The 26,078-nt window shown below is 71.8% G+C and carries 24 protein-coding genes; 14 read left to right on the top strand and 10 right to left on the bottom strand.

Translation table 11 applies throughout. From position 1 onward, the window contains the following. Nucleotides 1–55: 55 nt before the first annotated feature. The gene (gene pdxH / locus ACSHXC_RS21970; protein WP_438293225.1) at nucleotides 56–712 is read left to right on the top strand and encodes a pyridoxamine 5'-phosphate oxidase; all 657 of its coding nucleotides are present in this window, start codon (nucleotides 56–58) and stop codon (nucleotides 710–712) included. Between the two features lie 265 nt (nucleotides 713–977). Here the strand turns inward: pdxH and ACSHXC_RS21975 are convergent, their stop codons facing one another. Beyond that, complete coding sequence (locus ACSHXC_RS21975; RefSeq protein ID WP_438293226.1) at nucleotides 978–1,358, bottom strand: VOC family protein; 381 nt, start codon at nucleotides 1,356–1,358, stop codon at nucleotides 978–980. Between the two features lie 183 nt (nucleotides 1,359–1,541). Here ACSHXC_RS21975 and ACSHXC_RS21980 point away from each other — a divergent pair, with 183 nt between their 5' ends. Beyond that, nucleotides 1,542–2,909, top strand: a complete 1,368-nt coding sequence (locus ACSHXC_RS21980) for a PAS domain-containing protein (RefSeq protein ID WP_438293227.1) — start codon at nucleotides 1,542–1,544, stop codon at nucleotides 2,907–2,909. A gap of 162 nt (nucleotides 2,910–3,071) precedes the next feature. Here ACSHXC_RS21980 and ACSHXC_RS21985 read toward each other — a convergent pair whose 3' ends face one another. Continuing rightward, entirely contained in the window at nucleotides 3,072–3,830 is a 759-nt protein-coding gene (locus ACSHXC_RS21985; RefSeq protein ID WP_438293228.1) for an SIS domain-containing protein, read from the bottom strand. A 203-nt stretch (nucleotides 3,831–4,033) separates the two neighbouring features. On the opposite strand from ACSHXC_RS21985, the gene ACSHXC_RS21990 reads away from it, so the two are divergent. Together ACSHXC_RS21990 and ACSHXC_RS21995 are read left to right on the top strand one after the other, a co-directional pair. After that, a complete protein-coding gene (locus ACSHXC_RS21990) occupies nucleotides 4,034–4,726 on the top strand; it encodes a metal-dependent transcriptional regulator (RefSeq protein WP_189961686.1) in 693 nt (230 codons plus the stop codon). Between the two features lie 573 nt (nucleotides 4,727–5,299). Beyond that, nucleotides 5,300–6,163 (top strand): alpha/beta fold hydrolase, encoded by an 864-nt coding sequence (locus tag ACSHXC_RS21995; RefSeq protein ID WP_386003598.1) that lies wholly within the window; start codon nucleotides 5,300–5,302, stop codon nucleotides 6,161–6,163. Between the two features lie 223 nt (nucleotides 6,164–6,386). Here ACSHXC_RS21995 and ACSHXC_RS22000 read toward each other — a convergent pair whose 3' ends face one another. The 3 genes from ACSHXC_RS22000 to ACSHXC_RS22010 form a co-directional block, all read right to left on the bottom strand. Then, entirely contained in the window at nucleotides 6,387–7,988 is a 1,602-nt protein-coding gene (locus ACSHXC_RS22000) for a transporter (protein ID WP_438293229.1), read from the bottom strand. 2 nt (nucleotides 7,989–7,990) lie between these two features. Continuing rightward, nucleotides 7,991–8,815: an ABC transporter ATP-binding protein gene (locus ACSHXC_RS22005; protein WP_438293230.1), complete on the bottom strand. Its 825-nt coding sequence runs from the start codon at nucleotides 8,813–8,815 to the stop codon at nucleotides 7,991–7,993. Between the two features lie 74 nt (nucleotides 8,816–8,889). After that, on the bottom strand, nucleotides 8,890–9,579 hold the full coding sequence (locus ACSHXC_RS22010) for a bifunctional DNA primase/polymerase (RefSeq protein ID WP_438293231.1): 690 nt from the start codon (nucleotides 9,577–9,579) through the stop codon (nucleotides 8,890–8,892). 259 nt (nucleotides 9,580–9,838) lie between these two features. Here ACSHXC_RS22010 and ACSHXC_RS22015 point away from each other — a divergent pair, with 259 nt between their 5' ends. Then, nucleotides 9,839–11,221 carry a transcriptional regulator gene (locus ACSHXC_RS22015; RefSeq protein ID WP_438293232.1) on the top strand — a complete coding sequence of 461 codons (1,383 nt, stop codon included), beginning with the start codon at nucleotides 9,839–9,841 and terminating at the stop codon, nucleotides 11,219–11,221. A 124-nt stretch (nucleotides 11,222–11,345) separates the two neighbouring features. Continuing rightward, nucleotides 11,346–12,875, top strand: coding sequence for a hypothetical protein (locus ACSHXC_RS22020; protein ID WP_438293233.1), 1,530 nt, complete (start codon nucleotides 11,346–11,348; stop codon nucleotides 12,873–12,875). 115 nt (nucleotides 12,876–12,990) lie between these two features. Here ACSHXC_RS22020 and ACSHXC_RS22025 read toward each other — a convergent pair whose 3' ends face one another. Continuing rightward, on the bottom strand, nucleotides 12,991–14,352 hold the full coding sequence (locus ACSHXC_RS22025) for an ABC transporter substrate-binding protein (RefSeq protein WP_438293234.1): 1,362 nt from the start codon (nucleotides 14,350–14,352) through the stop codon (nucleotides 12,991–12,993). A gap of 173 nt (nucleotides 14,353–14,525) precedes the next feature. Here ACSHXC_RS22025 and ACSHXC_RS22030 point away from each other — a divergent pair, with 173 nt between their 5' ends. Both ACSHXC_RS22030 and purU read left to right on the top strand, forming a co-directional pair. After that, on the top strand, nucleotides 14,526–14,972 hold the full coding sequence (locus tag ACSHXC_RS22030; RefSeq protein ID WP_189961894.1) for an SCO4402 family protein: 447 nt from the start codon (nucleotides 14,526–14,528) through the stop codon (nucleotides 14,970–14,972). Nucleotides 14,973–15,028: 56 nt separating this feature from the next. After that, the gene (gene purU, locus ACSHXC_RS22035; RefSeq protein ID WP_438293235.1) at nucleotides 15,029–15,880 is read left to right on the top strand and encodes a formyltetrahydrofolate deformylase; all 852 of its coding nucleotides are present in this window, start codon (nucleotides 15,029–15,031) and stop codon (nucleotides 15,878–15,880) included. Nucleotides 15,881–15,906: 26 nt separating this feature from the next. Here the strand turns inward: purU and ACSHXC_RS22040 are convergent, their stop codons facing one another. Both ACSHXC_RS22040 and ACSHXC_RS22045 read right to left on the bottom strand, forming a co-directional pair. Next, nucleotides 15,907–17,295: a zf-HC2 domain-containing protein gene (locus tag ACSHXC_RS22040; protein ID WP_438296746.1), complete on the bottom strand. Its 1,389-nt coding sequence runs from the start codon at nucleotides 17,293–17,295 to the stop codon at nucleotides 15,907–15,909. 8 nt (nucleotides 17,296–17,303) lie between these two features. Beyond that, nucleotides 17,304–17,885, bottom strand: a complete 582-nt coding sequence (locus ACSHXC_RS22045) for a sigma-70 family RNA polymerase sigma factor (protein WP_386037169.1) — start codon at nucleotides 17,883–17,885, stop codon at nucleotides 17,304–17,306. A gap of 210 nt (nucleotides 17,886–18,095) precedes the next feature. Between ACSHXC_RS22045 and ACSHXC_RS22050 the strand changes: the two genes are divergently transcribed. Both ACSHXC_RS22050 and ACSHXC_RS22055 read left to right on the top strand, forming a co-directional pair. Beyond that, nucleotides 18,096–18,470, top strand: coding sequence for an STAS domain-containing protein (locus tag ACSHXC_RS22050; protein WP_438293236.1), 375 nt, complete (start codon nucleotides 18,096–18,098; stop codon nucleotides 18,468–18,470). A 139-nt stretch (nucleotides 18,471–18,609) separates the two neighbouring features. Continuing rightward, nucleotides 18,610–19,140 (top strand): EF-hand domain-containing protein, encoded by a 531-nt coding sequence (locus ACSHXC_RS22055; RefSeq protein WP_438293237.1) that lies wholly within the window; start codon nucleotides 18,610–18,612, stop codon nucleotides 19,138–19,140. Between the two features lie 18 nt (nucleotides 19,141–19,158). Here ACSHXC_RS22055 and ACSHXC_RS22060 read toward each other — a convergent pair whose 3' ends face one another. Next, a complete protein-coding gene (locus ACSHXC_RS22060; RefSeq protein WP_438293238.1) occupies nucleotides 19,159–20,103 on the bottom strand; it encodes a phosphatidylinositol-specific phospholipase C in 945 nt (314 codons plus the stop codon). Between the two features lie 38 nt (nucleotides 20,104–20,141). Beyond that, nucleotides 20,142–21,677 carry a class I adenylate-forming enzyme family protein gene (locus ACSHXC_RS22065; RefSeq protein WP_438293239.1) on the bottom strand — a complete coding sequence of 512 codons (1,536 nt, stop codon included), beginning with the start codon at nucleotides 21,675–21,677 and terminating at the stop codon, nucleotides 20,142–20,144. Nucleotides 21,678–21,811: 134 nt separating this feature from the next. Here ACSHXC_RS22065 and ACSHXC_RS22070 point away from each other — a divergent pair, with 134 nt between their 5' ends. The 4 genes from ACSHXC_RS22070 to ACSHXC_RS22085 all read left to right on the top strand — a co-directional run bounded on the left by ACSHXC_RS22070 (nucleotide 21,812) and on the right by ACSHXC_RS22085 (nucleotide 25,988). Continuing rightward, nucleotides 21,812–23,020, top strand: a complete 1,209-nt coding sequence (locus ACSHXC_RS22070) for an amidohydrolase family protein (RefSeq protein ID WP_438293240.1) — start codon at nucleotides 21,812–21,814, stop codon at nucleotides 23,018–23,020. Between the two features lie 25 nt (nucleotides 23,021–23,045). After that, the gene (locus tag ACSHXC_RS22075; protein WP_438293241.1) at nucleotides 23,046–24,200 is read left to right on the top strand and encodes an acyl-CoA dehydrogenase; all 1,155 of its coding nucleotides are present in this window, start codon (nucleotides 23,046–23,048) and stop codon (nucleotides 24,198–24,200) included. Continuing rightward, on the top strand, nucleotides 24,200–25,060 hold the full coding sequence (locus ACSHXC_RS22080) for an acyl-CoA dehydrogenase family protein (RefSeq protein ID WP_438293242.1): 861 nt from the start codon (nucleotides 24,200–24,202) through the stop codon (nucleotides 25,058–25,060). Before ACSHXC_RS22075 ends, ACSHXC_RS22080 begins: the two co-directional genes overlap by 1 nt. Before the next feature lie 406 nt (nucleotides 25,061–25,466). Next, nucleotides 25,467–25,988: an ATP-binding protein gene (locus ACSHXC_RS22085; protein WP_438293243.1), complete on the top strand. Its 522-nt coding sequence runs from the start codon at nucleotides 25,467–25,469 to the stop codon at nucleotides 25,986–25,988. Nucleotides 25,989–26,078: the final 90 nt, after the last annotated feature.

Raw genomic sequence — 26,078 nt, forward strand, 5'->3', positions numbered from 1 at the left:
CCGCCGCCACGGGCACACTGGACCCCCGCCGGGACCACGGCGGCGGTGCGGCAGGATGGGTCACGTGACCGACCTGGACCCCGCAGCGATGCGCGAGCAGTACCGCACCACCCCCCTCGTCGAGGAGGACCTGGCCACCACGCCCATGGGGCAGTTCGCACGCTGGTTCAAGGAGGCCGTGGCCGGCGGGCTGCACGAGCCCAACGCGATGGTCCTCGCCACCGCCACCCCCGACGGCCGCCCCTCCACCCGCACGGTGCTCCTGAAGTCCTACGACGAGCACGGCTTCGTCTTCTTCACCAACTACGCCTCGCGCAAGGCCGGCGAACTCACCGCGAACCCGTACGCCTCGCTGCTCTTCCCCTGGCACCAGCTGGCCCGCCAGGTCATCGTCACGGGCACCGCGTCCCGCGTCCCGCGCGCCGAGACCGAGCGCTACTTCCGCAGCCGCCCGCACGGCTCGCAGCTCGGAGCCTGGGCCAGCGCCCAGTCCACGGTGATCGCCTCCCGCGCCGAACTGACCGACCGCTACGAGGAGTTGGCGACCCGCTACCCCGAAGGCGGTGACGTCCCGGTCCCCGGGCACTGGGGCGGCTTCCGGGTCACCCCCGAGACGGTGGAGTTCTGGCAGGGCCACGAGAACCGCCTGCACGACCGGCTCCGGTACACCGCGGACGGCTCCGCCTGGCACGTGGAGCGCCTCGCGCCCTGAGCCCGGACATGCAGAAACCCGCGGGCTCGGGTTCCTCCGAAGAGGAGCCGGCCGGACGTACCGGCGAGCCCGCGGGTCGGTGACTGCTTGGGAATTCGGCCGACGTCATGCCGGCACCGCACTAAGAGTGCGACTGGCAGGCCGTCAGCCCGCAGTCACCTCACGCGTCCGGTTTGCATACATCTGTCAAACCACCTCCCTTCTCGTGTGCACCACACATTAGGCAGCCCCTCGGCGCCCCTCAACCGATTTATCGGGTACGCGCTTACTGGGTACGGGCCCGCTCCGCCGCGCTGCGCTCCACGCAGAACTCGTTGCCCTCGATGTCGGCCAGGGTGAGCCAGCCCCTGCCGTCCGGGAGGCGGTGGTCGGCGAGGAGGGTGGCACCCAGGGCCACCAGGCGGTCGGCCTCCTCGTCGCGGGTGCGGTCCTGGGGCTGGAGGTCCAGGTGGACGCGGTTCTTCACCGACTTGGCGTCCGGCACCCGGATGAACAGGATGCCGATGCCCTCGGCGGTGACGAGCACCTCCGGGTCGTCGGGCTCGTCCTCCTTGCCCACGGTGCCGTCGAGCGCCTCGGCCCAGAACGTGGCCAGGCGGTAGGGGTCGGCGCAGTCGAAGGTCACATGGCGTACGAGAGAAGTCATGGGCGTCACTATGTGCGCGCCCCGGCGGGAGCGTCCAGGGGCGGCCGGTAACTGCCGTTGGCCGGAAGGGATTTCGCCGAAGTCGGTGTGGGCTGCGTCACGTTCGAGTTGAATGATCCGACGTGCGTACGTCAGCGCGTCAGCCGTGTGATGCGGCGACCACGTCCTGCAGGGGGTGCCAGGATGAGTGCTTCCCGGAGTGAGACCGCCAGTGCTCCGGTTCCGGACGGATCCGGTGCCGGGCCCGCGGATACGTCCGTCCCCGAACCCGGCGGGGACCTCCTCGCCGCGCTGCTCGACGGGATGGACGCGGCCCTGTGCGCGTTCGACGCGGACGGCGTGGTCACCCACTGGAACCGCGAGGCCGAGCGGATCCTCGGCTGGGCGGCCGAAGAGGCCGTCGGGCGGCGGGGGTTCGCGGGCTGGGCGGTGTGGCCCGCCGACGCCGACGAGGTGCAGGGCCGGCTCATGGCCGTCATGGACACGCCGGGCCGCCAGGTCCATGAGTTCGCCCTCCTCAAGAGGGACGGCGGTCGCGTCCTCGTCCGTACGCAGTCGGCGGGCGTGCGGGGCGCCGACGGGACCCCGGCCGGGGTGTACTGCGCGTTCAGCGAGGTGCACGCGCAGATCGACCTGGAACGGTCCATCGCGCTCAGCGAGGCCCTCTTCGAGGGCGTGCCCTGGGGCGTCGTCCTGGTCGACGTCGACCTGCGGCCCACCGTCGTCAACCCCTACGCCGCCCGCGCGCTCGGCACCGGACGCGCGACCCTCCTCGGCCGCCCGCTCGGCGAGCTGATCGTCCAGGGTGTAGAGGACCTGGAGGGCGCGCTCCAGCACGTCCTTTCCGAAGGCGCGCCGGCCAGCCCCGCCGAGGTGTGGGTGACGCTGCGCACCGCGGAGGGCGAGCGGCGGCGCTGCTGGCGCAGCGGGTTCCTCCGGCTGTCCTCGCCGCTCGCGGAAGAACCGGTTCCGCTCGGTGTCGGCTGGCTCTTCCAGGACGTCACCGACGCCAGGCTCGCCGAACAGGACGCCGACCGGCTCCGCTTCCGCTCCAACCAGCTCCACCGCGCCTCGCGGACCGCCGCCGAGTGCGAGGACCCGATGGAGGCGGCGACCTCCCACCTGGACTACGCCCTGGCCGGCTTCGCCGACCACGCCCTGGTGGACCTGGCCGTGGGCGAGCGGCTCGTGCGGGCCGCGGCGACCCCGGCCGGCGCGCCCGGCCCGGTCGCGCCGGTGGCGGGCGGCGGCATCCCGGTCCGCTATCCGGCGGGCCACCCCGCGCTGCAGGCGGTGGACCGGATCGGCTCCGTACGGGACAGCGCGGGCGGGGCGGACGAATCCTGGGCTGCGGAACGCCAGTGGCCGCCGGACGCGGCCCACGCCCTGTGCGCAGTGCTGCGCAGCCGCGGCCGCACCCTGGGCGTCCTGACCTTCCTGCGCGGCCCGTCCCGCCCGGCCTTCGAACGCCCGGACGCGGCGTACGCGGAGAGCGTGGCGGTGAGGGTCGCGGCGGCAGTGGATCTGGCGCAGGCGCTGGGCACGAAATGAGCCGGCCGCGGGAAAACCAGCCTCTCCGGCGGGGAAAAGTCAGCCCCTCGGGCGATTGAGGAGCGGGGTCCGGGGCGGAGCCCCGTGCCCATCGGCCGCAGCGGAAATCAAGCCCTCCGGCGGTTGAGGAGCGGGGGTGCGGGGGCAGAGCTCCGGGAATGGCTAGCCGTGGCGGAAGAAGATGCGGTCCCCGTACTCCGACATGACCCGCCCGTTCCACTCGTGGCCCCCGTCGACATTCCCCGAACGCAGCAACGGCGGCTCGATCCCGCGGGCGACCAGCGCCTCCACCGCGGCGGCCATCGTCGCCTGCATGAGCGCACTGGTCACCACGGTGGACGCGGGCGCGAAGGGCGCCTCGATGCCCTCGTGGGTCAGCTCGGCGTCGCCCACCGCGATCTTGCTGTCGAGCACGATGTCGCAGTGGTCGCGCAGGAACGTGCCCGAGACGTGCCGTGACCTGGTGCCCTCGGCGTACGCCAGCGAGGTGACCCCGACGACCTTGAGGCCGAGCGCCCGCGCGTTCATCGCCATCTCCACGGGCAGCGCGTTGCGCCCGGACAGGGAGATGATCACGAGGACGTCGCCGGGCTTGGCGGGGCTGGAGTCGAGCACCGCCCCGGCGAGGCCGTCGACCCGCTCCAGGGCGGAGCCGAGCGTGGCGGGCATGACGTCGACGCCGACCACGCCGGGCACCGCGAGCAGGTTCATCAGGGCGAATCCGCCGGCCCGGTAGACCACGTCCTGCGCGGCGAGCGAGGAGTGACCGGCGCCGAAGGCGAAGAGCCGGCCGCCCGCCTCGACGGTGTCGGCGATGAGGGACCCGGCGGCCGCGATGTTCAGCGACTCCTCGTCCCGCACCCGCCCCAGGAGCCCGATCGCGGCGTCGAAGAACTGACCGGCCAGCTTGCTCTCGCTCATCGCCGAGGACCCTTTCCGGGGTGGGGTAACGACCGTGCGCCGATCACGGTGCGGTCTGGACCTTTCCCCTGTCAATACGGGGTCCGCGGGCAGCCGGTCAAGATGGCGGGCGGTCGCTGCGGCACGGTTGTCAGTGCGATGCGTCAGAATTGGTTGAGGGCCAGCGGTACGACGTTTTTATGTCACAGCATCGAGGGGCACGTATGTCCGGACTGATCGACACCACGGAGATGTATCTCCGCACCATCCTCGAGCTCGAGGAGGAGGGTGTGGTCCCCATGCGCGCCCGTATCGCCGAGCGCCTGGACCAGAGCGGCCCGACGGTGAGCCAGACCGTGGCGCGCATGGAGCGCGACGGCCTGGTGCAGGTCGCGGGCGACCGCCACCTGGAGCTGACCGACGAGGGGCGCAAGCTCGCGACGCGCGTCATGCGCAAGCACCGGCTCGCCGAGTGCCTGCTCGTCGACGTGATCGGCCTGGAGTGGGAGCAGGTCCACGCGGAGGCCTGTCGCTGGGAGCACGTGATGAGCGAGGCGGTCGAGCGCCGCGTCCTGGAGCTCCTGCGCCACCCGACCGAGTCTCCGTACGGAAACCCGATCCCGGGCCTGGAGGAGCTGGGAGAGAAGGCCGAGGCGGACGCGTTCCTGGAGGACGGCATCATCAGCCTGGGCGAGCTCGACCCGGGCCCCGAGGGCAAGACGGTGATCGTGCGCCGGATCGGCGAGCCGATCCAGACCGACGCCCAGCTGATGTACACGCTGCGACGGGCGGGCGTGCAGCCCGGCTCCGTGGTGAGCGTGACGCAGTCGCCGGGCGGGGTCCTGGTGGGCAGCAGCGGCGAGGCCGCCGAGCTCGGCGCGGACGTCGCCTCGCACGTCTTCGTCGCCAAGCGCTGAGCCGAGCGCGCCGAGCGGGACCGCATGCGGAAGAGGGAACCGGCGATGACGGAACGTCATCGCCGGTTCGCCGGGCGCCAGTTGGGGCCACTTCATGAAGGCTGCGGGAAGCTTGCGGGGAAGGCCGGTTTCCGGGTGGAATGGCAGCGGCCGGGCGGATCGCGTGCGAGGCTGTGCCTTGAGGCATATGACCGCAGAGGCGTGCGGCAGGGGAGGGGGCGGCAGCATGATGCCGTTCGGACCACTTGCACCACCTTCGGCACCCCGGCCTGCCTGGGCGTCCGTGTCCGTACACCCGCTTCGGGAAGACCAGGGCCCCGGCGCCTCTCGGCGCCGGGGCCTGTCCTCCCCGGTGTCGACCCGGAGCCCCGAGCTCTCAGGGTCGACCCCCGCAGACCGTCTTCCCCGAGCGGCCCGCCTCCCGGAGAAGATCTCCCCTCGGCACGTTCCGTCAATCCTTGAGTGTGGTCACTCGAACGAGGGGTGTTGCGCGAGAGGCGCGAGTTTTCGAATAGAGGTTCGATACTCTGCGGGGAACTGACCACTCGGGGGCTGAAGGGGGTGCCAGGGCACATGGTGCGGCGCATCGATGTGACGGGGACCGGCGGGGTTCGCCTCGCCGCCTGGGAGTTCGCGGAGCAGCCCAAGGCTCGCGCGGAGAGCGAGCGGGCTCCCGGGGTCTTACTGCTCCACGGGCTGATGGGCCGGGCCTCGCACTGGGCCTCCACGGCTCGCTGGCTCGCCGAGAAACACCGGGCCGTCGCCATCGACCAGCGCGGCCACGGCCGCAGCGACAAGCCGGCCGACGGCCCCTTCACCCGCGAGGTCTACGTGGCCGACGCCGAGGCCGCCGTCGAACAGCTGGGCCTCGCCCCCGTCACCCTGATCGGCCACTCCATGGGCGCCCTCACCGCCTGGCAGCTCGCCGCCAAGCGCCCCGACCTGGTCCGCGCCCTGGTCATCTGCGACATGCGGGCGTCGGCGCTCGGCGCGGCCTCCCAGCGCGAGTGGGAGGACTGGTTCAAGTCCTGGCCGGTGCCCTTCGCCACGCTCGCCGACGTACGCAAGTGGTTCGGCGAGGACGACCCGTGGGTCGAGCGGCCCAGCCCCGCCCGGGGCGAGTTCTTCGCCGAGGTCATGGCCGAGCGGGCCGACGGCTGGCGCCCGGTCTTCTCCCGCCGCCAGATGCTGACCTCCCGCGAGACCTGGGTGTACGACGCCCACTGGGAGGAGCTCGCCCAGGTCGACTGTCCGGCGCTCGTGGTGCGGGGCCTGGACGGGGAGCTGGGCCGCGCGGAGGCCCAGGAGATGGTCCGGGTCCTGCCGCGCGGCCAGTACGCGGAGGTGGCCGATGCGGGCCACCTCGTCCACTACGACCAGCCCGAGGGCTGGCGCACCGCGATCGAGCCCTTCCTGGACGGGGTGCTCACCCCCTGAACCCCGCCCCGGGGCCCGCGCAGTTCCCCGCGCCCCTGGCAGGGTTGACCTCGGCAGGGTGCCCATGCAGGCATTCCCAGCCTGTCATGGGGGTCCCCGCTGGCCCTTAAGGCCTTGGGGGAGTTTGAGGACGAGCGCCCTTAAGGCGCGAACGGGGGTCCGGGGGCGGAGCCCCCGAAGCAGGGGTGCGAGGGGCGGAGCCCCTGGGGGACGGGCGGGGGGATCACCCCGTGCTGACCGCCGTCAGGATTTCCGGTAGGCGGGCCGCCGTGCGCGGTGCCGCCACCTTCAGGCCCGCCCAGCCGATCAGCGCCCCGTACACCGCGCCCAGCGGCAGCAGCAGCCACAGGGAGCCGTGGTTGCCGGACACGTGCAGCCAGATCGCGAGGGCGATCATGGGCGCGCACAGGATCGCGCTCACCACCATCCCGCCGATGATCGACAGGAACGCGATGCCGCCCTGCCCCGGTGCCACGTTCTTGCGGCTGTCCTGCGGGATCGAGTACGCCAGCGTCGCCGACGCCACCGAACCCGTCGCCAGCATCGCGCCGAGCAGGGCGAGCGCGAGCCCGATGACCTCGGGCAGCTTCGTCCAGTCGCCGAGCATCCCGGCCGTCACCGCGGTCACGAGCAACGTGTACGGAAGCGTCACGAGCAGCAGCGCGAACGCCCGGGCGCGCAGCTCCAGATAGGCGTCCCGGGTCGAGGAGATGCTCAGGAGCACCATCCAGAACGCCGAGGTGTCCTGCCCGAACTGGTTGTACATCTGCATGCCGAGCATGCCCGTCGCGAAGCACGCGAAGTAGACGGTGCCGCTGCCCTGGAGGGCGTTGAAGACGGGCACGATCAGGCCGATCGCGAGCGAGGTGATCCACGCCGCCTTGGTCTTGGGGTCCCGCCAGGCGTAGCGCAGCGTACGCAGCATGACGGTGCCGGTACGGCCCTCGGGGAGCAGCGAGGTGAGGCCCTTGCCGCCGGACTCCTTGCGGGAGGCGTCCGAGGCGGCGAGCGTCGAGCCGTCCGGCGTGGTCATCAGCTTCACCAGCGAGCGCTGCCAGGCGTACAGGAGAAGCCCCAACGCCCCTGCGGAGACGAGGAGTTGGAGGGCGGCGCGGCCGTAGGAACCGTCGCCCGCCGAGTCGACCGCGCCGATCGCGGAGGCCGGCGGCAGCCAGCGCACCACGTCGGCGACCGGGTCGAGCGCGGAGAGGCCGCCCGTTTTGCCGAGCCGCTGCGCGCCGAAGTTCACGAACTGGATGCCGACCGCGATGACCAGGCCGCTCAGGACCGCGAGGTCGCGGCCCTTGCGCGAGGTGAGGAGCCGGGTGTTGGCGGTGGCGACGGCCCGGGCGAGCGCCACGCACCCGAGCAGCGCCAGCGGCACCGCGAGGACGGCGAAGGCGGCCGCGCCCGCCCCGTGCGCCACGGCGATCGCCGAGCCGAGGATCAGGCAGAGCGTGAACAGCGGCCCGATGCCCACCAGGGAGGCCGCGAGCAGCGCGCCGACCAGGGGCTGCGGCCGCAGCGGCAGCATGACGAGCCGGGTCGGGTCCAGGGTCTCGTCGCCGCTGGGGAAGAACAGCGGCATCACGGTCCAGCCGATGGCCAGCAGAGCCACGCCGAGGACGGTCACGGTGCCCGCGTGCTCGTTGCCGCGCAGCGCGATCAGGCCGAGCAGCTGGAGCGCCGCGAAGAGCAGGGCGAGGACGGCCGAGGTGATGTAGGCGGCCCGGCGCCCGCCGGACTGCCGCAGCCCGTTCTTGAGCAGCGACAGCTTCAGCCGTACGAAGACGGGGGTCAGGGCGGCGGCGTTCTGAGAGGACACGGTCACCGGGTACCGCCGCCGAGCCAGTCGAGGGAGTCGCCGGCGTTGCGGCCGTTCGCGCCGACGAGTTCGAGGAAGGCGTTCTGCAGCGAGGTGGCGTCGCCGCGCACCTCGGCCAGGGTGCCCTGGGCGCGGATGCGGCCCGCGGCCATCACGGCGACCCAGTCGCACAGCGACTCGACGAGCTCCATGACGTGGCTGGAGAACACGACGGTGGCGCCGGAGGCGGTGTAGCGCTCCAGGACGCCGCGGATGGTCTGGGCGGACACCGGGTCGACGCCCTCGAACGGCTCGTCCAGGAACAGCACTTCGGGGTTGTGCAGCAGGGCGGCCGCGAGCCCGATCTTCTTGCGCATACCGGTCGAGTAGTCGACGACGAGCTTGTGCTGGGCGCCCGCCAGGTCCAGTACGTCCAGGAGCTGGGCGGTCCGCTTGTCGACCTCGGCACCGGGCAGCCCGCGCAGCCGGCCCGAGTAGCCGAGGAGCTCGCGCCCCGAGAGCCGCTCGAACAGGCGCAGGCCCTCCGGCAGCACGCCGATGCGGGACTTCACGGCGACCGGGTCTCGCCACACGTCGTGCCCGCCGACCTCGACCCTGCCCTGGTCGGGCCTGAGCAGCCCGGTCACCATGGACAGGGTGGTGGTCTTGCCCGCGCCGTTCGGGCCGACCAGACCGATGAACTTGCCCGCGGGCAGCTCCAGATCGATCCCCGCGACCGCGATCTGCTCCCCGAAGCGCTTCCACAGCCCCTGGACGCGGACGGCGGGCGGCGCCGTACGCGCTCCGCCCGCCGTGTCCGCCGTTTTCTCGAATGCCTGGTCCGGCATGGTGATGCCTTTCGTCCCCGTGATGGTGCCTACCTGGACACCATAGGAGCCGAATGCACCGGTTGCGCTAGGGGCTAGGGGCGGCGGGCCCGAGCGTCGGCGGCTTCGCGGCCGCAGGCGTAGGCGAGGGGGCTGATCAGTTCCTCGGCGTCCGGCAGCCAGCGGTTGGCGGGGGTGGGGCGGCGCGCCCACTGCACCGCGCCCGAGCCGCCGACACGGGTCGGCGGCGCCGCCACGTAGTCGCCCTCGCCGCGCGTGACGAGGTCGACCGAAGCGGGCGTCCACCCCAACTTCCGTACGAGATCGGGGACCTTGGCGCCCGCGCCCGGCAGGACGAAGAACAGCATCCGGCGGTCCGGGGTGCAGGTGACCGGGCCGAGCGTGAGCTCCATCCGCTCCATGCGGGCCAGCGCCAGGAACCCGGCCGACTCCGGTACGTCGATGGCGTCGAAGGTGCGCCCGGTGGGAAGCAGGATCGAGGACCGGGGGTGCTTGGACCACAGGCGGCGGGCGGCGACCGCGCTGCCGGTGGCCTGCGTGGCCCAGTCCGGCCGGGCAGGGTGCGCACCCGGTTTCGGGCACGCCGTGTCACCGCACGAGCAGCGCTCGACGCCCTCGTCGGCCTCCAGGGAGGTGCCGGGGAAGACGTCCCAGTGCCGCTCCTCCGCGTACCGTACGGCGCTGTCCAGGAGCTGTTCGCCGCGCTGCTTGGGGATCTGTGCGGATTCCGTATCCGTGCCCGTGCCTGTGATGGTTTCTTCCACGACGGGCTCAACTCCGGCCGCCACCCAGGGTTACGGGCTCGGCGAGCGTGGGATCAGCGGGATCGGTCCTGCAAATGGGGCGCATGGGTGCATGGGTGGGGGCGCGCGTGGGGCTGCGTGTCGGCGACAGGGTAGCCATATGCGGGGGAAGCAGACGGGAATTCTGGCAATGAGGCCATATTCCCGACTCCCCTCGTTTCTCTGCATATTCGCAGGGCAGTGATCACTGTGCTGATCACTGCCGCTCCAGGGGGTTCACATGGCAGCCAGGCCTCTCGTCGCCCGCCAGCCCAACGAACGGCTGCAGGCGCTCATCCAGGAAGCCGGATGTTCCAACGCCGGCCTAGCCCGTCGCGTGAACATGGTCGGCGCGGAGCGGGGTCTCGACCTGCGCTACGACAAGACGTCCGTGGCGCGCTGGCTGCGCGGACAGCAGCCGAGGGGGCGGGCGCCGGGCATCATCGCGGAGGCGCTCGGCCGCAAGCTGGGCCGCACGGTGACGATCGACGAGATCGGCATGGCCAACGGCAAGAACCTCGCGTCGGGGGTGGGGCTCCAGTTCTCGCCCACCGTCCTCGGCGCGATCGAGCAGGTCTGCGAGCTGTGGCGCAGCGACGTGGGCCGCCGCGACTTCCTGTCCGGCTCCACCGTGGCGGCCTCGGCGCTGGTCGAGCCGAGCCGGGACTGGCTGATCACCGGGGCCGACGCGCAAGTCGCGCGCAGTGCGGGGCAGCGGGTCGGCGCCGCCGACGTCGAGGCCGTCAAGGCGATGACGGACGCGCTGGTGCAGCTGGACCACCGGTTCGGGGCGGGCCATGTGCGGCCGGTCGTCGTGCACTACCTCAACAGCGTCGTGTCCGGGCTGCTCGCCGGGTCCTACCGGGAGTCCGTGGGGCGGCAGTTGTTCGCTGCGGTGGCCCGGCTCACCGAACTCGCCGGGTACATGGCCGTGGACACCGGCCAGCCGGGCCTCGCCCAGCGCTACTACATCCAGGCGCTGCGCCTCGCCCAGGCCGCCGACGACCGGGGTTACGGGGGATATGTCCTGGCCGCGTCCATGAGCCACCTCGCCGCCCAACTCGGCAATCCGCGCGAGATCGCCCAACTGGCGCGGGCCGCGCAGGAGGGTGCGCGCGGCCGGGTCACGCCGCGCGCCGAGGCCATGTTCTACGCCGCCGAGGCGCGCGGGCACGCGCTGCTCGGCGACGCCCGGACGTGCCAGGCGGTGGCGGGCCGGGCGCTGTCCGCGCTGGAAGCGGCGGACCCCGACTCCGGCGACGACCCGAGCTGGATCGCCCACTTCGACCACGCCTACCTCGCGGACGAACTCGCGCACTGCCACCGGGACCTGGGCCAGTCGGAGGCGGCCGCCCGGCGGGCCGAGGAGTCGCTGGCCGGGCACCCCGAGTCGCGGGCCAGGCGGCGCGCCATCGGGCTCATCCTGCTCGCCACCGCGCAGGTCCAGCAGCGCGAGGTCGAGGAGGCGTGCGCGACGGGCACGCGGGCGGTGGAGCTCCTGTCCACGCTGCGTTCCAACCGGGGCGCGGACTACCTGGAGGACCTCCAGGTACGCCTGGAGCCGTACGGGGACGACCCGGCGGTGCGGGAGTTCGGCGAGCGCCTGGAGGCCCAGGCAGCCTGAGCGGAGGGCTTCTTGAGGCCCGGGAGGGCCCGAGTGGACGGGGTTGAGGGAGGGCTTGGCAAGGGCGTGGGGGGACCCGGTAGCGTGAACCGACGATTCCGTAGGTCCACGTACAGGAGTTCCGGTGACGCAGAGCCGACAGGGTGACGAGCCGCAGCTTCCGGCTGTGCGGCCCGCGCACGAGGGTGTCGTGCTGCCCGCCGACGGAAGCGGCCCCCGTGCCGGGGAGCCGCTGCCGGCGCCTCCTGGAGCCCAGCCCTGGGGTCAGCCCTGGGGTCCGCAGGGCCAGGCCTCCCAGCCGCCTCCCGTCGCGCCCCCGCAGGGACCGGCGACCTTCGGGCAGCCCCTGCCGCCCGAGAACGGCGGCGGGGACGCGGAGGCGACCCAGTACATAGCGCCCATGCCGGGCAACCCGGGCAACTCCGGCGGTGAGGCGACGCAGTTCCTCGCGCCGGTGCCGGCCGGGAACGGGGACGCGGAAGCCACGCAGTACATAGCCCCCGTGCCGGGCAACCCGGGCAACTCCGGCGGTGAGGCGACGCAGTACCTCGCTCCCGTGCCGGGCGGTCCCGACAGCTCCGGCAGTGAGGCCACGCAGTACATCGCCCCGGTAGGAGGCGGGCCCGGCGCGCTGCCGCCGGAGCACTCCGGTGACGCGGCCCGCTTCCCGGGGGCCCAGCCTCCCGGCGCCGACCCGACGCAGGTCCTGCCGCCGGTGCCGCCGGCCCCGCAGGACGCCCCGTACGGGATACGCCCGGGGGCGCCGGGCGACCGGCAGCCCCCCGCCGAGTTCGACAGCCTCTTCCGGGCCGACGGCCCGCCCCAACAGGGCGAAGGGACAACGCAGTTGCCCCGCTTCCAGCCCTCCGTACCGCTGAACCGGCCCCAGCAGCAGGCGCCCTACCAGCCGCCGCAGGCCCCGGCCCCGCAGTTCCAGCAGCAGCCGCAGTTCGCGGCCCAGCCCCCGTACCAGGAGCCCGCCGGGCAGCATTCCGGGTACGAGCCCGAGGCGCCCCGGCGGAAGTCGCCGGTCGGCATCATCGCCGCGGTCGTCGTCGGCTGTGCGGCCATCGGGCTCGGCGCGGGCGCGCTCCTGAGCGGCGGCGGGGACGACAAGAGGGACGACAAGCAGCCCGCGGCCGTCAGCTCGCCCGCCACCGGCGACGGCGGCGGGGACAAGGCCGCCGACGACCCCGCCAAGGCGCAGGCCGAGGCGCTCGACAAGCTGCTCGCCGACAGTGGCAGCAGCCGGGACGCGGTGATCGGCGCGGTCGCCGACATCCGTAAGTGCGACAAGCTCGACCAGGCGTCCGCCACGCTGCGTTCCGCCGCGAAGCAGCGCGGCGACCTGGTGACGCGGCTCGGCCAGCTCTCCGTCGACAAGCTGCCCGACCACGACAAGCTCTCCGCCGCGCTCACCAAGGCCTGGCAGTCCTCCGCGGCCGCGGACAACCACTACGCGGCGTGGTCCGACGCGGTGGCGGGGGACAAGGGGAAGGGGTGCAAGGACGGGCATGCGAAGCGGACGAAGGACGCCGGGCAGGGGGACAAGGCGTCCGGGGACGCGACCAAGTCCAAGCAGGAGGCCGCGGGCTTGTGGAATGCCATTGCCACTAAGTGGAATCTGACCAAGCGGGGGGCTACCCAGCTTTAAGGCGCTGGGGACGCCGGGCGCTTCCGCGCGTTCGTGGTCGGATGCGGGCCGTCCGTGGCTTGTCGTGCAGTTCCCCGCGCCCCTAACGGCATGCCCCCTCGCAGAACTCAGATGTTCAGCCGTTCGCCGCTGAGTTCTCCAGCGTGGGACTCACGTCTGTGAAGCCCCCCTTCAGTGAGACCAGGCGGCCGTTCTTCACCACCTGGAACGTCACCTGGCGGTTCACGATGCGGGGGAAGTCCGGGGCCGCCAGCATGTCTTCGAAGCGCCAGCGCAGGTCGGGGGTGAGGCCGCCGGTGTTCACGCTGACGCCCTTGTTGAGCGCGCGCACCACGTCCACCGCGCCGACCGAGTCCTGGTCGAGGGACTCGACGATCTTCTTCAGGACCGTGTACGCGATCCACGTGGTCTGCACCCCCGCGTCCGCCGCGTCGATCGCGTCGTCCCCGAAGGCCTGTTCGCGGATGACCTTCTTCATCGGGTCCCAGCGCGGATCGTCCGCCTCCGGGTACCAGCCGGTGACGTACGCGCCCTCGAAGGGGCCGTCCTTGCCGCCGGTGCGGTCGACGAGGGACTGGCCTATCGAGCCGATGACCGAGGCGACGCGCACCTTCTGGTCGTCGCTCTCCACGCGCCGGAAGGAGTCGAAGAACGTTTCCGTGCGGTCGCCGAGCACGGCCGTCACGCAGCCCTTCTTCGCCTTCTGCTCGGCCGCCTTCCTGCCGATCCGGCCCACGAGCTCCGGGTCCGCGCCGGCCTGTGCGAGCGCGCGCTGGGCCTCGGCGGTGTAGTCGCCGGCGTCCTCGGTCGTACGGATGTCGGTGACGGGTTTGCGGTGTGCGGCGAGCAGCCCGGCGTCGAGCAGGGTCGGCAGGACGTCGCCGGAGATGGTGTCGGGGCGTACCAGGGAGACCTGTTCGCAGTCCGGGGCCAGCTGCCGTCCGCTGCCCGCGATGAGGGCGGCCTGGCCGCCGTTGACGGGGTAGGAGAGAGCGCTGGTGAACTCCTGGTCGGATATGCCGTATCCGCCGAGGTAGGGGATGCCGGCCACCTCAAGCGGGGGCATGAAGGCGCTGCCGTACTGGCTGTAGGAGCCGACGACGGCGACCGCCTTCTCCTTCACCGCGCGCCGTGCGCAGTCCGAGGCGCCGGTCGCGGTGTTGTGCTCGTTGCAGGTGATGACGTTCAGCTCGTGGCCGTCGATGCCGCCGTTGCCGTTGACCCAGCGGGCGAACGCCTTGGCCATGGCGGGCATGCCGGGGGTGTTGGTGGCGGAGGTGCCGTCGGGTGCCCAGGTCATCACGGTGATGGGCTCCCTGGAGCCCCCCGCGACTCCAGGGAGTACACCGCAGCCGGTCAACAGGCTGGCACCCACCGCCGAACACGCGGCGAACGCGGAGGCCGTCGTGCTGATCGATCTGATCGAGCGGCGGGGCCTGGTCGAGCCCCGAGGACGCTGCCATCCGTAACCGGTCATGTGCCCACACACTTCCGCCCCACGGGTAACGGGAAAGTGAGCATGCTTCAACGCTGGGTGACACGGAGGTGAATTGCGGGGGCCGGTCGGGCCGCGTCTGTGGGGAACGTACGATCGAAAACGTGCAGCAAGGTTCAGCAAGCCCTTCCCGTCGCGGCCGTCGCTCCTCCACCATGGGCGGCATGCCGTTGAATGACATGCCGTGGTGGCGCTGGCGTACGAACGTACGGTCCGCGCTGCACATGCTCTCCGACCCCGTCTTCCACGAGGAGACCTGGCTGGCCGGGCGCGAAGGGTTCGGGGACGTCACCGACGCCGTGTACCGCCTGGTCGAGGACACCTGGCTGGACAACTGGTCCGCCGAGAAGTACGTCGGCACGATCTTCCGGGACTCGGGCGAGGCGGCCCTCGTCGACGTCGCCGTCCTGCGGGTGCTGCGCATCATGCACCAGGTCGGCGCCGACGCACCCGTCTCCGCCTACCTCGCCCACCACGCCTGGCCCGAGGCCGTTCGGGCGGCGCGTGAGGCGCATGTGCGGCTCGCACAGAGTGACGGTGAGGACCCCGACGCGCCGCCGCGCTCCCTCGAAGTCCTGAGGATCCTGACCCGCTCGGCCTGAGGTCCGGATCCTGGGCCGTGCACGGCGGGGGTGTCCGGTTGTGGCATCCTGCCTGGATGACTGACCAGTACGTCCTCACGCTCTCCTGTCCGGATAAACAGGGCATCGTGCATGCCGTGTCGAGCTATCTGTTCATCACCGGCTGCAACATCGAGGACAGTCAGCAGTTCGGAGACCGCGACACGGGTCTCTTCTTCATGCGGGTCCACTTCTCGGCCGATGCCCCGGTCACCGTCGACAAGCTGCGCGCCAGCTTCGCGGCCGTCGGCGACTCCTTCCAGATGGACTGGCAGATCCACCGCCCCGAGGAGCGGATGCGGATCATCCTCATGGTGTCGAAGTTCGGGCACTGCCTGAACGACCTGCTGTTCCGCTCCAAGTCCGGCGCGCTGCCCGTCGAGATCGCGGCGGTCGTCTCCAACCACACCGACTTCGCCGAGCTCGTCGCCTCCTACGACGTGCCCTTCCACCACATCCCGGTCACCAAGGACACCAAGGCCGCGGCCGAGGCGCAGCTGGTGGAGCTGGTGCGCGAGGAGCGGGTCGAGCTGGTGGTGCTCGCGCGGTACATGCAGGTGCTCTCCGACGACCTGTGCAAGCAGCTCAGCGGGCGGATCATCAACATCCACCACTCGTTCCTGCCGAGCTTCAAGGGCGCCAAGCCCTACCACCAGGCGCACGCGCGCGGTGTGAAGCTGATCGGCGCGACCGCCCACTACGTGACGGCCGACCTCGACGAGGGGCCGATCATCGAGCAGGAGGTGGAGCGCGTCGGGCACGAGGTCACTCCGGCCCAGCTCGTCGCGATCGGCCGGGACGTCGAGTGCCAGGCGCTGGCGCGGGCGGTCAAGTGGCATGCCGAGCACCGCATTCTGCTCAACGGGCGGCGTACGGTCGTCTTTGCGTGACCCCGTGCCCGGGCAGCCCCTGAGGGCTACAGCCGGCTCAGCGACGCGGCCGCGAACAGCACGTCCCTGATGGCCTCGCGGTCGCCGAGCTGGCCCACCGCCGCGTCCTGCGGCGGCACATGGCCCGCGGCCAGCCTGCAGAACTCCACGCCGTCCAGGGCCACATGGGCCACCTCGTGCTCCGGCGAGGCGACGGCCGCCGGGGAGTCGAGCGGGATGTGCCAGTCGCCGCCGCCCACCCCCTCGATCTCCAGGCGCAGCGAACGCCCCGGGGAGCCCGCCGTGACCAGGCCGCGCGCGGGCGCCGCGAGGCCCGCCCGGCGGCGGCCGGCCAGCGTGGTGGGCAGGACGCGGGCAGCCAGGTCGATCATGCGGTGCAGGTGCGCCCCGGACGGCGGGTCGTACGGATAGTCCACCGCCTCCGCGATGTCACCGGCGTGGATCCAGCACTCGAAGGCCCGGTCGAGCATCGCGTCCTGCAGTGGGAGCGCGAACTCCCCGTAGGGGACGGTCAGTTCGGCCACTCCGCGGCCCGCGAACGACACCGTGCGGATCAGTGTGTGGGACTGCTCGCGCCAGGGCTCGCGGACCGCGCGGGTCAGCGGGGACTGCGCGGCCCGCCACAGCGCCTCGGTGCGCGCGGTCGGCCCGGCCGCCGCGGCCTCGGGGTCCATCGGCACCGGCTCGTCGAGCCCGAGCGCGGTCGCCACCAGCGCGTCGACGGCCATCAGGTGTCCGATGACGCCCGCGACCGTCGTCCGGCGGGTGACCCGCCGCTCCTGCTCGAACCACTTCAGCCGCACCGGAGCGTGCCATTCGGCATCCCCGAAGTCGTTGAGCAGCGCGTCGAGCCGGGCGGTCTCCGCGTCGTACGGGGCCGCCCACACGGGCACCGGGATGCGGGCCGGGCGCCGGCCCAGGCAGTTCTCCAGAACGCGGGAGCGCAGCATCGGGTCCAGGTCGAGGCTGCGCTCGGTGTGCAGCAGCCCCACCGCGTCCCGCAGCCGCAGCGCCTCGTCGGCGCAGGGCGCGCACTCGGTGAGGTGCGCCTCGACGGCGTCGGTCTCCTCGGGGGAGCAGGCGGCAAGGGCCCACGCACCGAGCAGCGACTTCAGGACGGTGTGCGAGGGCGGGTCGGCGGCGTGGGCTTCGTGCGGGGCGGGTTCGTGCACCGTGGCTTCCGGCTCGGGGACGGCTTGAGGCTCGGGATCCGGCTCCGGTACGGAGTGCGGCTCCGGGTCCATCGAAGCGTGCGGCTCCGGCTCCGGCGGGGTGAAACGGTTACCCTCGCGCGGCCCGGGCACGAACGTGCCGGATCCGCCACGCCCGCCGCCGGTCAGGTCGTCGCCCGCCGCCCGCGGTGACGGTATGCGCGGCGTGTTCTCGTCGTCGGGCGTGGGCTCGCCCTGCTCCATCGGGCCCGTCACAGCGCCCGTCCGTATCCGGGCGGTGCGGCTCCTTCCGGCGGCCGGGTGTTGGCCGAGGAGAGCAGTTGCAGGCCGAGCCGCAGGCGCCGGCGCGCCTCGTCCTCGGTGATGCTGAGGTCGGCGGCGGCCTGCCGGTAGTCGCGGCGCTGGAAGTAGGCCAGCTCCAGGGCGGCGCGCAGCGGGGCGGGCATCGACGTCACGATGTAGTCGGCGCGAGCCGCGGCCGAGGCCCGCCGCACCTTCTGCTCCAGCTCCTCGGTCGAGCACCCGCCGTTCTCCGCGTACGTGGACGCCTCGGACTGGCGCAGGCGCTGCACGGCCTGGCGCTGGGTGAGCTTGGCGACCCAGGAGCGCATCGAGCCCAGCTTGGGGTCGTAGGCGTCCGGGTTCTCCCACACGTAGCCGAAGACCTCGCGGGTGATCTGGTCCGCCGCGTCGTCGTCGCTGAGCACCCGGTGGGCGAGGCTGTGCACCAGGGAGGCGAAGCGGTCGTACAGCTCGCCGAGCGCCGCCGCCTCGCCGCGCGCGAGGCGCTGCTGCATCCGGCGGTCCCACCGAGGTGGTGCGTCCTTCGGCATAGGCTCCCCAACCCTGTCGTTCCCCGTGTGTGCCCCTGTGCGCCCGTCCGTGTGTACCTACGAATGTAATGCGACGGGCTGACAATGCACGGAGGTTTGCACCAAGTACTCCCTCGCAAGGGCATCCGGTGGTAATGGCGTGTTTCACGGGAGCGGGCCGGGGCAGCCGCGCAAGGAGGGGGCACGGCAGCACAGAGAGGGGCCGGTGGCGTGGCACTGAGAGTGGACGAGGCCGAGCAGGGCACGTGGACGGTGCTGCGGGTGAGCGGTGAGCTGGATCTGGTCACCTCGCCGAGACTGCGCAGGCAGGTGCACGAGGCGGTCGCCGAGGGCCGCCGCGATCTGGTCCTGGACCTGTCCGGGGTGCAGTTCTGCGATTCGAGCGGCGTGGGCGTGCTGATAGCGGCCCGCCGCCTGATGCGCTCCTGCCAGGGCCGGCTGCGGCTCATCCTGCCCGCGCGCGGCGCCCTGGACGGCAGTCATGTGAACAAGGTGCTCGCCGCGCTCGGGGTGCGCCGCCTCTTCGAGGTGTACGGGGACGTGGGTTCGGCCGCCGACGACTTGGCCGAGCCGCTCTCCGCGTAAAGCCGAGCCGCTCTCCGCGTGAAGAAGTCCCCGCCGCAAAGAGGTCCCGCGCCGTAAAGAAGTCTCCGCGAAGACACCCCCTGCGGTACTCCTCCGCGTAACCCTCTCGCCGTGGCGCCGTGAGTCGTACGCTCCGGACATGGACAGTATGAACAGTCCCGAGAGTGCGGAGTACGAGCGCAGGGTGGCCGCCCGTTTCGCCTCCTTCGACCAGGACGGCAACGGCTGGATCGACCGCGAGGACTTCTCGACGGCGGCGGCGGCGCTGCTCTCCGAGTTCGACACGACCGCCCGCTGCGACAAGGGGCAGGCGCTGTACGGCGGCGCCGAGGCGCTGTGGCAGGGCCTGGCCGGGATCGCGGACGTGGACGGCGACCAGCGGGTGACCCGGCAGGAGTTCGTGGGCGGCGCCCTCAAACGGCTGCGGGACCGGACGACGGGGTTCACCGAGATCGCCCGGCCCTTCCTGCACGCCGCGTTCGCGGTGGCCGACACGGCCGGCGTCGGCACGGTGTCCGTGCCCGACGCCGAGCGCGCGCTGCGGGCCCTCGGTGTCTCGCCCGGGGTCGCGGCGGACGTGGCCGTGACCCTGGACGAGGACGCCGACGGCCGCATCACCGAACCGGACGCGGTGACCGCCTTCACGGCCTACTTCACGACGATGCCGTAACGGGAGATCCGCGGCGGCTCAGTGCCAGTTCCAGTCGATCAGGGTGCGCAGGGTGTCCGAGTGGAAGTCGGGGAAGTCCATCGGGACGACGCCCAGGTGGGTCTGCCGGCTCAGGCGCGCGGCGAGATAGCTCTGCACGCCGGGCATGATCGCGTCCGCGTTGACCTTGGGCCAGCCGCCGCCCGCGTAGCTCGTGAAGTTGATGTAGAGCTGGGCCGCGTTCTGGTCGTTGTAGGCGTTGTCGAACTGCTGGGTCACCTTGGCCGTCTTCTTCGACGGCCAGGACAGGCCCTGGTAGATGTCCTGGAGCTTGATGTACTGGTTGGACAGGAAGTCGTTGTCGCCGCCCGGCCATTGGAGCACCGGCCAGTCGTTGTCGAACTGCGCGAGCAGCACGATCTTCCCGCGCGCCTCGCCGAGCGTCGGCACCCGGTCGCTGATCAGGAACCTGGGCCTCCAGCCCTTCTGGTCGAGGTAGACGTTGAGGACGTGTCTGAAATTGGCGCCGACGTCGTTGCTGGTCCCGTTCTCCTTCTTGAGCCGCATCAGGAGGACTTCGCCCGGGTGGCTGTCGAGGAAGGCCGCGCTCTGGGTGAGCACATCGCCGAACGTCATGCCCTGGTAGAAGGCGCCGTGGTAGATCCCGAACGCGTCGTTCAGGTGGCCTTCGAGCCCGTTGGCCCGGATGTCGAAGAACCGGATGCCCTGCCGCAGCTGCTGAGGCAGCCCCCAGTTCTGGGTGTGCGACCACTCGGTGCCGTTGCTCGGGTCGGTGCAGCAGGAGTCGTGGGTCCCCGGGATCGTCATGCGCAGCAGGGACCGGCTGTCGGGCAGCGCCGCCATCCAGTTGGCGGGGTCCGCGCCGGTACGCGGCCGTACGGCGGCGTGGGCGGTGGCCGGGACGAGCGTGGTGGCGGTGACGGCGGCGGCGCCGAGTATGAGGTGTCTGCGGGTCAGTTCCATGCGGTCCGTCCTCGTGGGGGAGTGGCAGGGCGCAGTGCTCATGCCCCGCCGAAGCGCTCCCGCAACTTGTACTTCAGTACCTTCCGTAGGGTCTCGTTCCTCGGCAGTGCCTCCACCAGCTCAAGCCGCTCGGGCAGCTTGTGCACCGAGAGCCCCTGTGCGCGCAGGAAGGAGGTCATTCCCTCCAGCGTCAACTCCCCTGTCCCCGGCGGCTGTTCCACGACGGCGCACACCAGCTCGCCCCGCTCGGGGTCCGGAAGGCCGACCACGGCGGCGTCGCCCACCGCCGGGTGGGTGTGCAGCAGGTCCTCGATCTCCTTCGCGGAGATGTTCTCGCCCTTGCGGATGATGATGTCCTTGATGCGGCCGGTGAGGACGAGGTGCCCGGACTCCTTCAGGTGCCCCACGTCGCCGGTGATGAGGAAGCCGTCCGCGTCGAAGACGGCCTTCGACTGGGCCGGGTCGAGATAGCCCCGGCACACCGCCTCGCCGCGCAGCCGCACTTCGCCGTCCACGCCGGGCGGCACCGGCCTGCCCGCCTCGTCGGTGATGCGGATCTCCATGCCGGGCGGGGGGCAGCCCTCGGTGGTGGCCAGGTTCTCGGCGGTGTCGTCCGGGGCGCCCATCGTGATCATCGGGACCTCGGTCATGCCGTACCCGTGGGTGAGCTGCACGCCCATCTCGCGCACGACCGCGTGGTAGACCTCGGGCGGCTTCGGCGCGCCGCCGCCCGCGAGCAGCCGGAGCGTCGGGATCACCTTCTCGCCGGGCTGTTTGCGCTGCTCGGCCAGGAACATCGAGTAGAACGCGGTCGAGCCGCCGGCCACCGTCACGCCGTGCCGACGGTACTCGTCAAGGGCGTCCGGCAGCGCGAAGTGCTCGAACATCACCGCGGGGAAGCCGTAGAGCAGCAGCATCACCGTGTAGTCGGGCCCGGCTATGTGCGCGAACGGGAAGGCCATCGAGCCCACGTCGGCCGCCGAAAGATGCAGCGCGTGCGCGAGGCAGGAGCCGCCCGCGATCAGCGAACGGTCGGTGTGCAGCACGCCCTTGGGGTCGGAGGTGGTTCCGGAGGTCCAGTAGATCCAGCGTACGGAGGTGCCGTTGTCCGGCGGGGGCGGCAGCAACTCGGGCTCACCGTCCGGCAGTTGGCCGTACGCCTCGAAGATGCCGCGCGCGCCGAGCCGCCGGGCCATCGCGGTGTGGTCGAAGCCGCGCCACACCCCCGGCACCGCGAAGAACTCCGCCTTCGACTCGCGCAGCGCGAAGCCCACCTCGCGGTCCCGGTAGAACGGGATCACCGGGGACTGGACCGCACCGAGCCGGGCAAGGGCGAACGACACCACCGCCGTCTCGATCCGGGTCGGCAACTGCCAGGCGACCACGCTTCCGGGCCGTACGCCCATGCCGTACAGGCCCGCCGCCACTCGCTCGCAGCGCTCGCGCAGCTCGCCGAAGGTGAGGGTGCGGTCGCCCTGGAGGAGGACCGGGCGGTCCGGGGTGAGCTCGGCGCGGCGCTCGATCAGCTCCCAGAGCGTGCGTGAGGAGCCCAGTGCGTGTGCGGTGTCGGCCATGCCGATCCCCCAAACTGCCCGAACTGACGGGCTGTCAGATATGGCGGAGAGCGTAGGCCCCCGCTCCTTGCTGGTCCAGGGGTGCGGGGCTAGCCTGAGATCTGACGGGTCATCAGATATGCGGAGGGGACCTCATGACCGAACTGCCGCGGATCGTCAGCGTCGACGACCATGTGATCGAGCCGGCCCATCTCTTCGACGTCTGGCTGCCCGCCAAGTACCGCGACCGAGGCCCCAAGCCGCTGACCGCCGGAATCGGTGAACTGGCGTACGTGGCGGGCAGGTACCAGATCACGATGGACCCGGACGGGCCGCCCACCGACTGGTGGATCTACGAGGACCTGAAGTTCCCGTACAAGCGCAACATCGCCGCCGTCGGCTTCGACCGCGACGACATGACCCTCGAAGGCATCACCCGGGCCGAGATGCGGCGCGGCTGCTGGGACCCAAAGGCGCGCCTGGCCGACATGGACCTCAACCACGTCGAGGCGTCCCTCTGCTTCCCGACCTTCCCCCGGTTCTGCGGCCAGACCTTCGCCGAGGCCCAGGACAAAGAAGTGGCCCTCGCCTGCGTCCGCGCGTACAACGACTGGATGGTCGAGGAGTGGTGCGGCGACAGCGGGGGGCGGCTCATCCCGCTGTGCATCATCCCGCTGTGGGACATCGGCCTCGCGGTCGCCGAGATCCGGCGCAACGCCGCGCGCGGGGTGCGCGCGGTGACGTTCTCCGAGATCCCCACGCACCTCGGCCTGCCGTCCATCCACTCCGGCTACTGGGACCCGTTCTTCGCGGTCTGCCAGGAGACCGGCACGGTCGTCAACATGCACATCGGCAGCAGCTCGCAGATGCCCGCCGCCTCCCCCGACGCGCCGCCCGCCGTGCAGGCCTCGCTGAGCTTCAACAACGCGATGGCGTCGATGATGGACTTCCTGTTCAGCGGGGTGCTCGTGAAGTTCCCGAGCCTCAAACTGGCCTACAGCGAAGGGCAGATGGGCTGGATTCCTTATGCCCTGGAGCGCGCGGACGACGTGTGGGAGGAGCACCGCGCGTGGGGCGGGGTGCGCGATCTGATCCCCGATCCGCCCTCCACGTACTACTACCGGCAGATCTTCTGCTGCTTCTTCCGCGACAAGCACGGGGTGGCGTCCCTGGACGTGGTCGGCCGCGACAACGCGACCTTCGAGACCGACTACCCGCACGTCGACTCGACGTTCCCGCACACCAAGGACGTCGCCCTCGACCACGTCAAGGGCCTCGACGACGAGACGGTCTACAAGCTGATGCGCGGCAACGCGATCCGCATGCTGGGCCTCGACCTCGACCGCGACCGGACCCGCCGATGAGGTCGACGTGCGCCGGGGAGCGCCGATGGACCTGACGTACACCGACGAGGAGGAGGCCTTCCGGGCCCGGCTGCGCGCATGGCTTGCGGTCTCCCTGCCCAAGCTCCCGCCGAAGCCCGACCCGTTGGACTGGCCGGCCAGACGCTCGTACGACACCGCCTGGCAGCGGATGCTGTACGACGCCGGGTACGCGGGGCTCCACTGGCCCGAGGCGGCCGGGGGCCGGGGCGCCACGCCCACGCAGCACCTCATCTACCTGGAGGAGACCGAGAAGGCGGGCGCGCCCTACGTCGGCGCGAACTTCGTCGGGCTGCTGCACGCCGGCCCCACCGTCGCCGCCGAGGGCACCCCCGAACAGCGGGCGCGCTGGCTGCCGCCGGTGCTGCGCGGCGACGAGATCTGGTGCCAGGGCTTCAGCGAACCGGACGCGGGCTCCGACCTGGCCTCGCTCCGTACGAAGGCGGTCCGCGACGGCGACGACTACGTGGTGACCGGCTCGAAGATCTGGACCTCGCACGCCGAAGTGGCCGACTGGTGCGAGCTGTTGGTACGCACCGATCCCGGTGCGCCGAAACACCGGGGCATCACCTGGCTGGCCATGCCGATGGACGCGCCCGGCATCACGGTCCGCCCGCTGCGCACGCTCGCCGGGTCGGCCGAGTTCGCCGAGGTGTTCCTCGACGAGGTGCGGGTGCCGGTGGCCAACCGGGTGGGCGCGGAGAACGACGGCTGGCGGGTCACGATGGTGACCCTGTCCTTCGAGCGCGGCACCGCCTTCGTGGGCGAAGTGGTGGCCTGCCGCCGGACGCTCACCGAACTCGCGGCGACGGCGAAGGAGAACGGGACCTGGGACGACCCGGCCGTCAGGCGTCGACTCGGCCTGCTGAACGCGGAGTTCACGGCCCTGTGGCGGCTGACCCAGTGGAACGTGAGTGAGTCGCAGCGCCTCGGCCCGGTCCCCGGCGTCGGCGGCTCGGTCTTCAAGCTCCGCTACTCGCACGCCCGCCAGGAGCTGTACGACACCGCCGCCCGGGTCCTCGGCCCTGACTCCCTCGACCTGGACCGCGAGTGGACCCTGGACAGGCTCTCGTCCCTCTCGTACACCATCGCCGCCGGTACGTCGCAGATCCAGCGGAACATCGTCGCCGAGCGCATCCTCGGCCTGCCCAAGGGGCGCTGATGGACTTCCAACTCACCGAGGACCAGCTGGCTTTGAAGGCGGGCATGCGCGAACTGCTCGAAGCGCGGTTCGACCGGGAGGCGCTGCGGGCGGCGGTGGACCGGCCGGGGCTCGACCGTTCGCTGTGGCGGGCGCTGGGCGACGCGGGGTTCTTCTCCCTTCGGCTGCCCGAGCGCGAGGGCGGCGTCGGGCTCGGGCTTGCGGAGGCGGTGCTTGTGTTCGAGGAGGCGGGCCGGGCGCTGCTTCCGGGCCCGCTGGTGGCGACCCACCTCGCGGCCGGGAGGGTGGAGGGCGCGGCGACCGGCGAGCGTGTGGTGACCCGGGTCGACGGTGCTCTGGTCGCCTGGCTGGACGAAGCCGACCACGTACTGGGGGACGCCTCGGATGCGACCCCGATCCGCTCGCTCGACCCGCTGACGCCATTGCACCGGACGCGCGGAATCCGCACCGCCACAGCCGCCGAAGCCGTCCTCCTGAGCGCGGCCGAGCAACTCGGCAGCGCGGCCCGCAGCACGGACATCGCGGTCCAACACGCGCGGGCGCGCGAGCAGTTCGGGCAGCCTGTCGGCGCGTTCCAGGCCGTGAAGCACCTGTGCGCCGACATGCTCGTACGGACCGAGGTGGCGCGGGCGGCGGTCTACGCGGCGGCCGTGACCCGGGACCCGTACGAGATCGCCGGGGCCAAGCTGCTCGCGGACGAGGCGGCCGTACGCGGGGCGCGGGACTGTCTTCAGGTGCACGGCGGGATGGGGTTCACCTGGGAGGCCGATGTGCATCTTCACCTCAAGCGGGCCTGGGTTCGGGCCGGGCAGTGGCAGTCGGCGGAGCAGGCGGCCGAGACGCTGGCCTCCGCGCTGTAGGGCGTACGGGGCGGCACGGTGAGCGGTCACGGTGCGTTGACGGTCGGCGGCCCGGCGCACTCGCCGCGAGCCGGAGTCGGGGGCGCTCTCCGGTACTCTCCGTGGGATGCGAGTGGTGGTGAGGCGCGGCTCTCCCGGTGTTGCCAGTGCGGTGACCCCGGGCCCGGGGCCGCACGTCGCCCGCACCGCACGGAGGCGTCGTACGCGCTCCCGTTCGGTTTCCCGCAAAGTGAGCCGCACAGTATGCACCACGCATACTCCTTCGCGCTGGAATATGCCCGAAGCGCTTGTTGCGGTGACTGTACGTCAACCATGCTGTCTCCCATGGGAATCACATTCCGTGACCCCGATGGTGGTCCCTGTGAGGCGCGAGGCGATGTGTCCGCCGGTTCGGATGGTGTGAACGGTGCAGGTGCTTCAGGTGCAGTTGGAGGTCGGGCCGGATCCCGCCGAGGTGGGCCGGGCCCGGAAGTGGGCCCGCTCGCGGTTGGCGGGATCCGGAATAGGACTCGATGAGCCGTGTGCCGAGACGTTGATCCTGCTGATCTCGGAGCTCGTCACCAACGCCGTGGTGCACACGGGCTGTCCGGCGGTGCTGCGGATGCTGCTCGGCCCGGCCGAGGGCGGCACCGTCCGGGTCGAAGTGGCGGACACCAGCTGTTGTCCGCCCAAGCCGCGCCATGCGCTGGGCGACGACACCAACGGACGCGGCCTCGAACTCGTCGACGGGCTCGCCGACCGCTGGGGCTGGCGGCCCGAGGGCGTGGGCAAGTCGATCTGGTGCGAGGTGGACCGCGACGCGCCCGAGGTGCTGCCGGCACCGGAGCGTTCGGGGCATTCGGGGCTCAAGGAGCTTTCGGGGCGCACGGACGGGGCGTACGGCGGCGGGGCGTACGAACCCCCGCGCGCTGTCACAAATACGGCATAAGTCGCGAAGCCTTCAGTAGGTGTTGACGCGTGGTGTCGTCCTGATCACTCTGGGATGAGCGATTCGTCGCGAGGGGACGCCGAGGACTCT

The organism is Streptomyces sp. HUAS TT7 (assembly GCF_051550175.1).
Taxonomy (GTDB): Bacteria; Actinomycetota; Actinomycetes; order Streptomycetales; family Streptomycetaceae; genus Streptomyces.

Excerpts from the sequence above, each read along its gene's own strand:
- pdxH (WP_438293225.1), top strand. The coding sequence starts at position 56 with ATGGGTCACGTGACCGACCTGGACCCCGCAGCGATGCGCGAGCAGTAC.
- ACSHXC_RS21975 (WP_438293226.1), bottom strand. The coding sequence starts at position 1,358 with ATGACTTCTCTCGTACGCCATGTGACCTTCGACTGCGCCGACCCCTAC.
- ACSHXC_RS21980 (WP_438293227.1), top strand. The coding sequence starts at position 1,542 with ATGAGTGCTTCCCGGAGTGAGACCGCCAGTGCTCCGGTTCCGGACGGA.
- ACSHXC_RS21985 (WP_438293228.1), bottom strand. The coding sequence starts at position 3,830 with ATGAGCGAGAGCAAGCTGGCCGGTCAGTTCTTCGACGCCGCGATCGGG.
- ACSHXC_RS21990 (WP_189961686.1), top strand. The coding sequence starts at position 4,034 with ATGTCCGGACTGATCGACACCACGGAGATGTATCTCCGCACCATCCTC.
- ACSHXC_RS21995 (WP_386003598.1), top strand. The coding sequence starts at position 5,300 with ATGGTGCGGCGCATCGATGTGACGGGGACCGGCGGGGTTCGCCTCGCC.
- ACSHXC_RS22005 (WP_438293230.1), bottom strand. The coding sequence starts at position 8,815 with ATGCCGGACCAGGCATTCGAGAAAACGGCGGACACGGCGGGCGGAGCG.
- ACSHXC_RS22015 (WP_438293232.1), top strand. The coding sequence starts at position 9,839 with ATGGCAGCCAGGCCTCTCGTCGCCCGCCAGCCCAACGAACGGCTGCAG.
- ACSHXC_RS22025 (WP_438293234.1), bottom strand. The coding sequence starts at position 14,352 with ATGACCGGTTACGGATGGCAGCGTCCTCGGGGCTCGACCAGGCCCCGC.
- ACSHXC_RS22030 (WP_189961894.1), top strand. The coding sequence starts at position 14,526 with ATGGGCGGCATGCCGTTGAATGACATGCCGTGGTGGCGCTGGCGTACG.
- purU (WP_438293235.1), top strand. The coding sequence starts at position 15,029 with ATGACTGACCAGTACGTCCTCACGCTCTCCTGTCCGGATAAACAGGGC.
- ACSHXC_RS22040 (WP_438296746.1), bottom strand. The coding sequence starts at position 17,295 with ATGGAGCAGGGCGAGCCCACGCCCGACGACGAGAACACGCCGCGCATA.
- ACSHXC_RS22045 (WP_386037169.1), bottom strand. The coding sequence starts at position 17,885 with ATGCCGAAGGACGCACCACCTCGGTGGGACCGCCGGATGCAGCAGCGC.
- ACSHXC_RS22055 (WP_438293237.1), top strand. The coding sequence starts at position 18,610 with ATGGACAGTATGAACAGTCCCGAGAGTGCGGAGTACGAGCGCAGGGTG.
- ACSHXC_RS22060 (WP_438293238.1), bottom strand. The coding sequence starts at position 20,103 with ATGGAACTGACCCGCAGACACCTCATACTCGGCGCCGCCGCCGTCACC.
- ACSHXC_RS22065 (WP_438293239.1), bottom strand. The coding sequence starts at position 21,677 with ATGGCCGACACCGCACACGCACTGGGCTCCTCACGCACGCTCTGGGAG.
- ACSHXC_RS22070 (WP_438293240.1), top strand. The coding sequence starts at position 21,812 with ATGACCGAACTGCCGCGGATCGTCAGCGTCGACGACCATGTGATCGAG.
- ACSHXC_RS22075 (WP_438293241.1), top strand. The coding sequence starts at position 23,046 with ATGGACCTGACGTACACCGACGAGGAGGAGGCCTTCCGGGCCCGGCTG.
- ACSHXC_RS22080 (WP_438293242.1), top strand. The coding sequence starts at position 24,200 with ATGGACTTCCAACTCACCGAGGACCAGCTGGCTTTGAAGGCGGGCATG.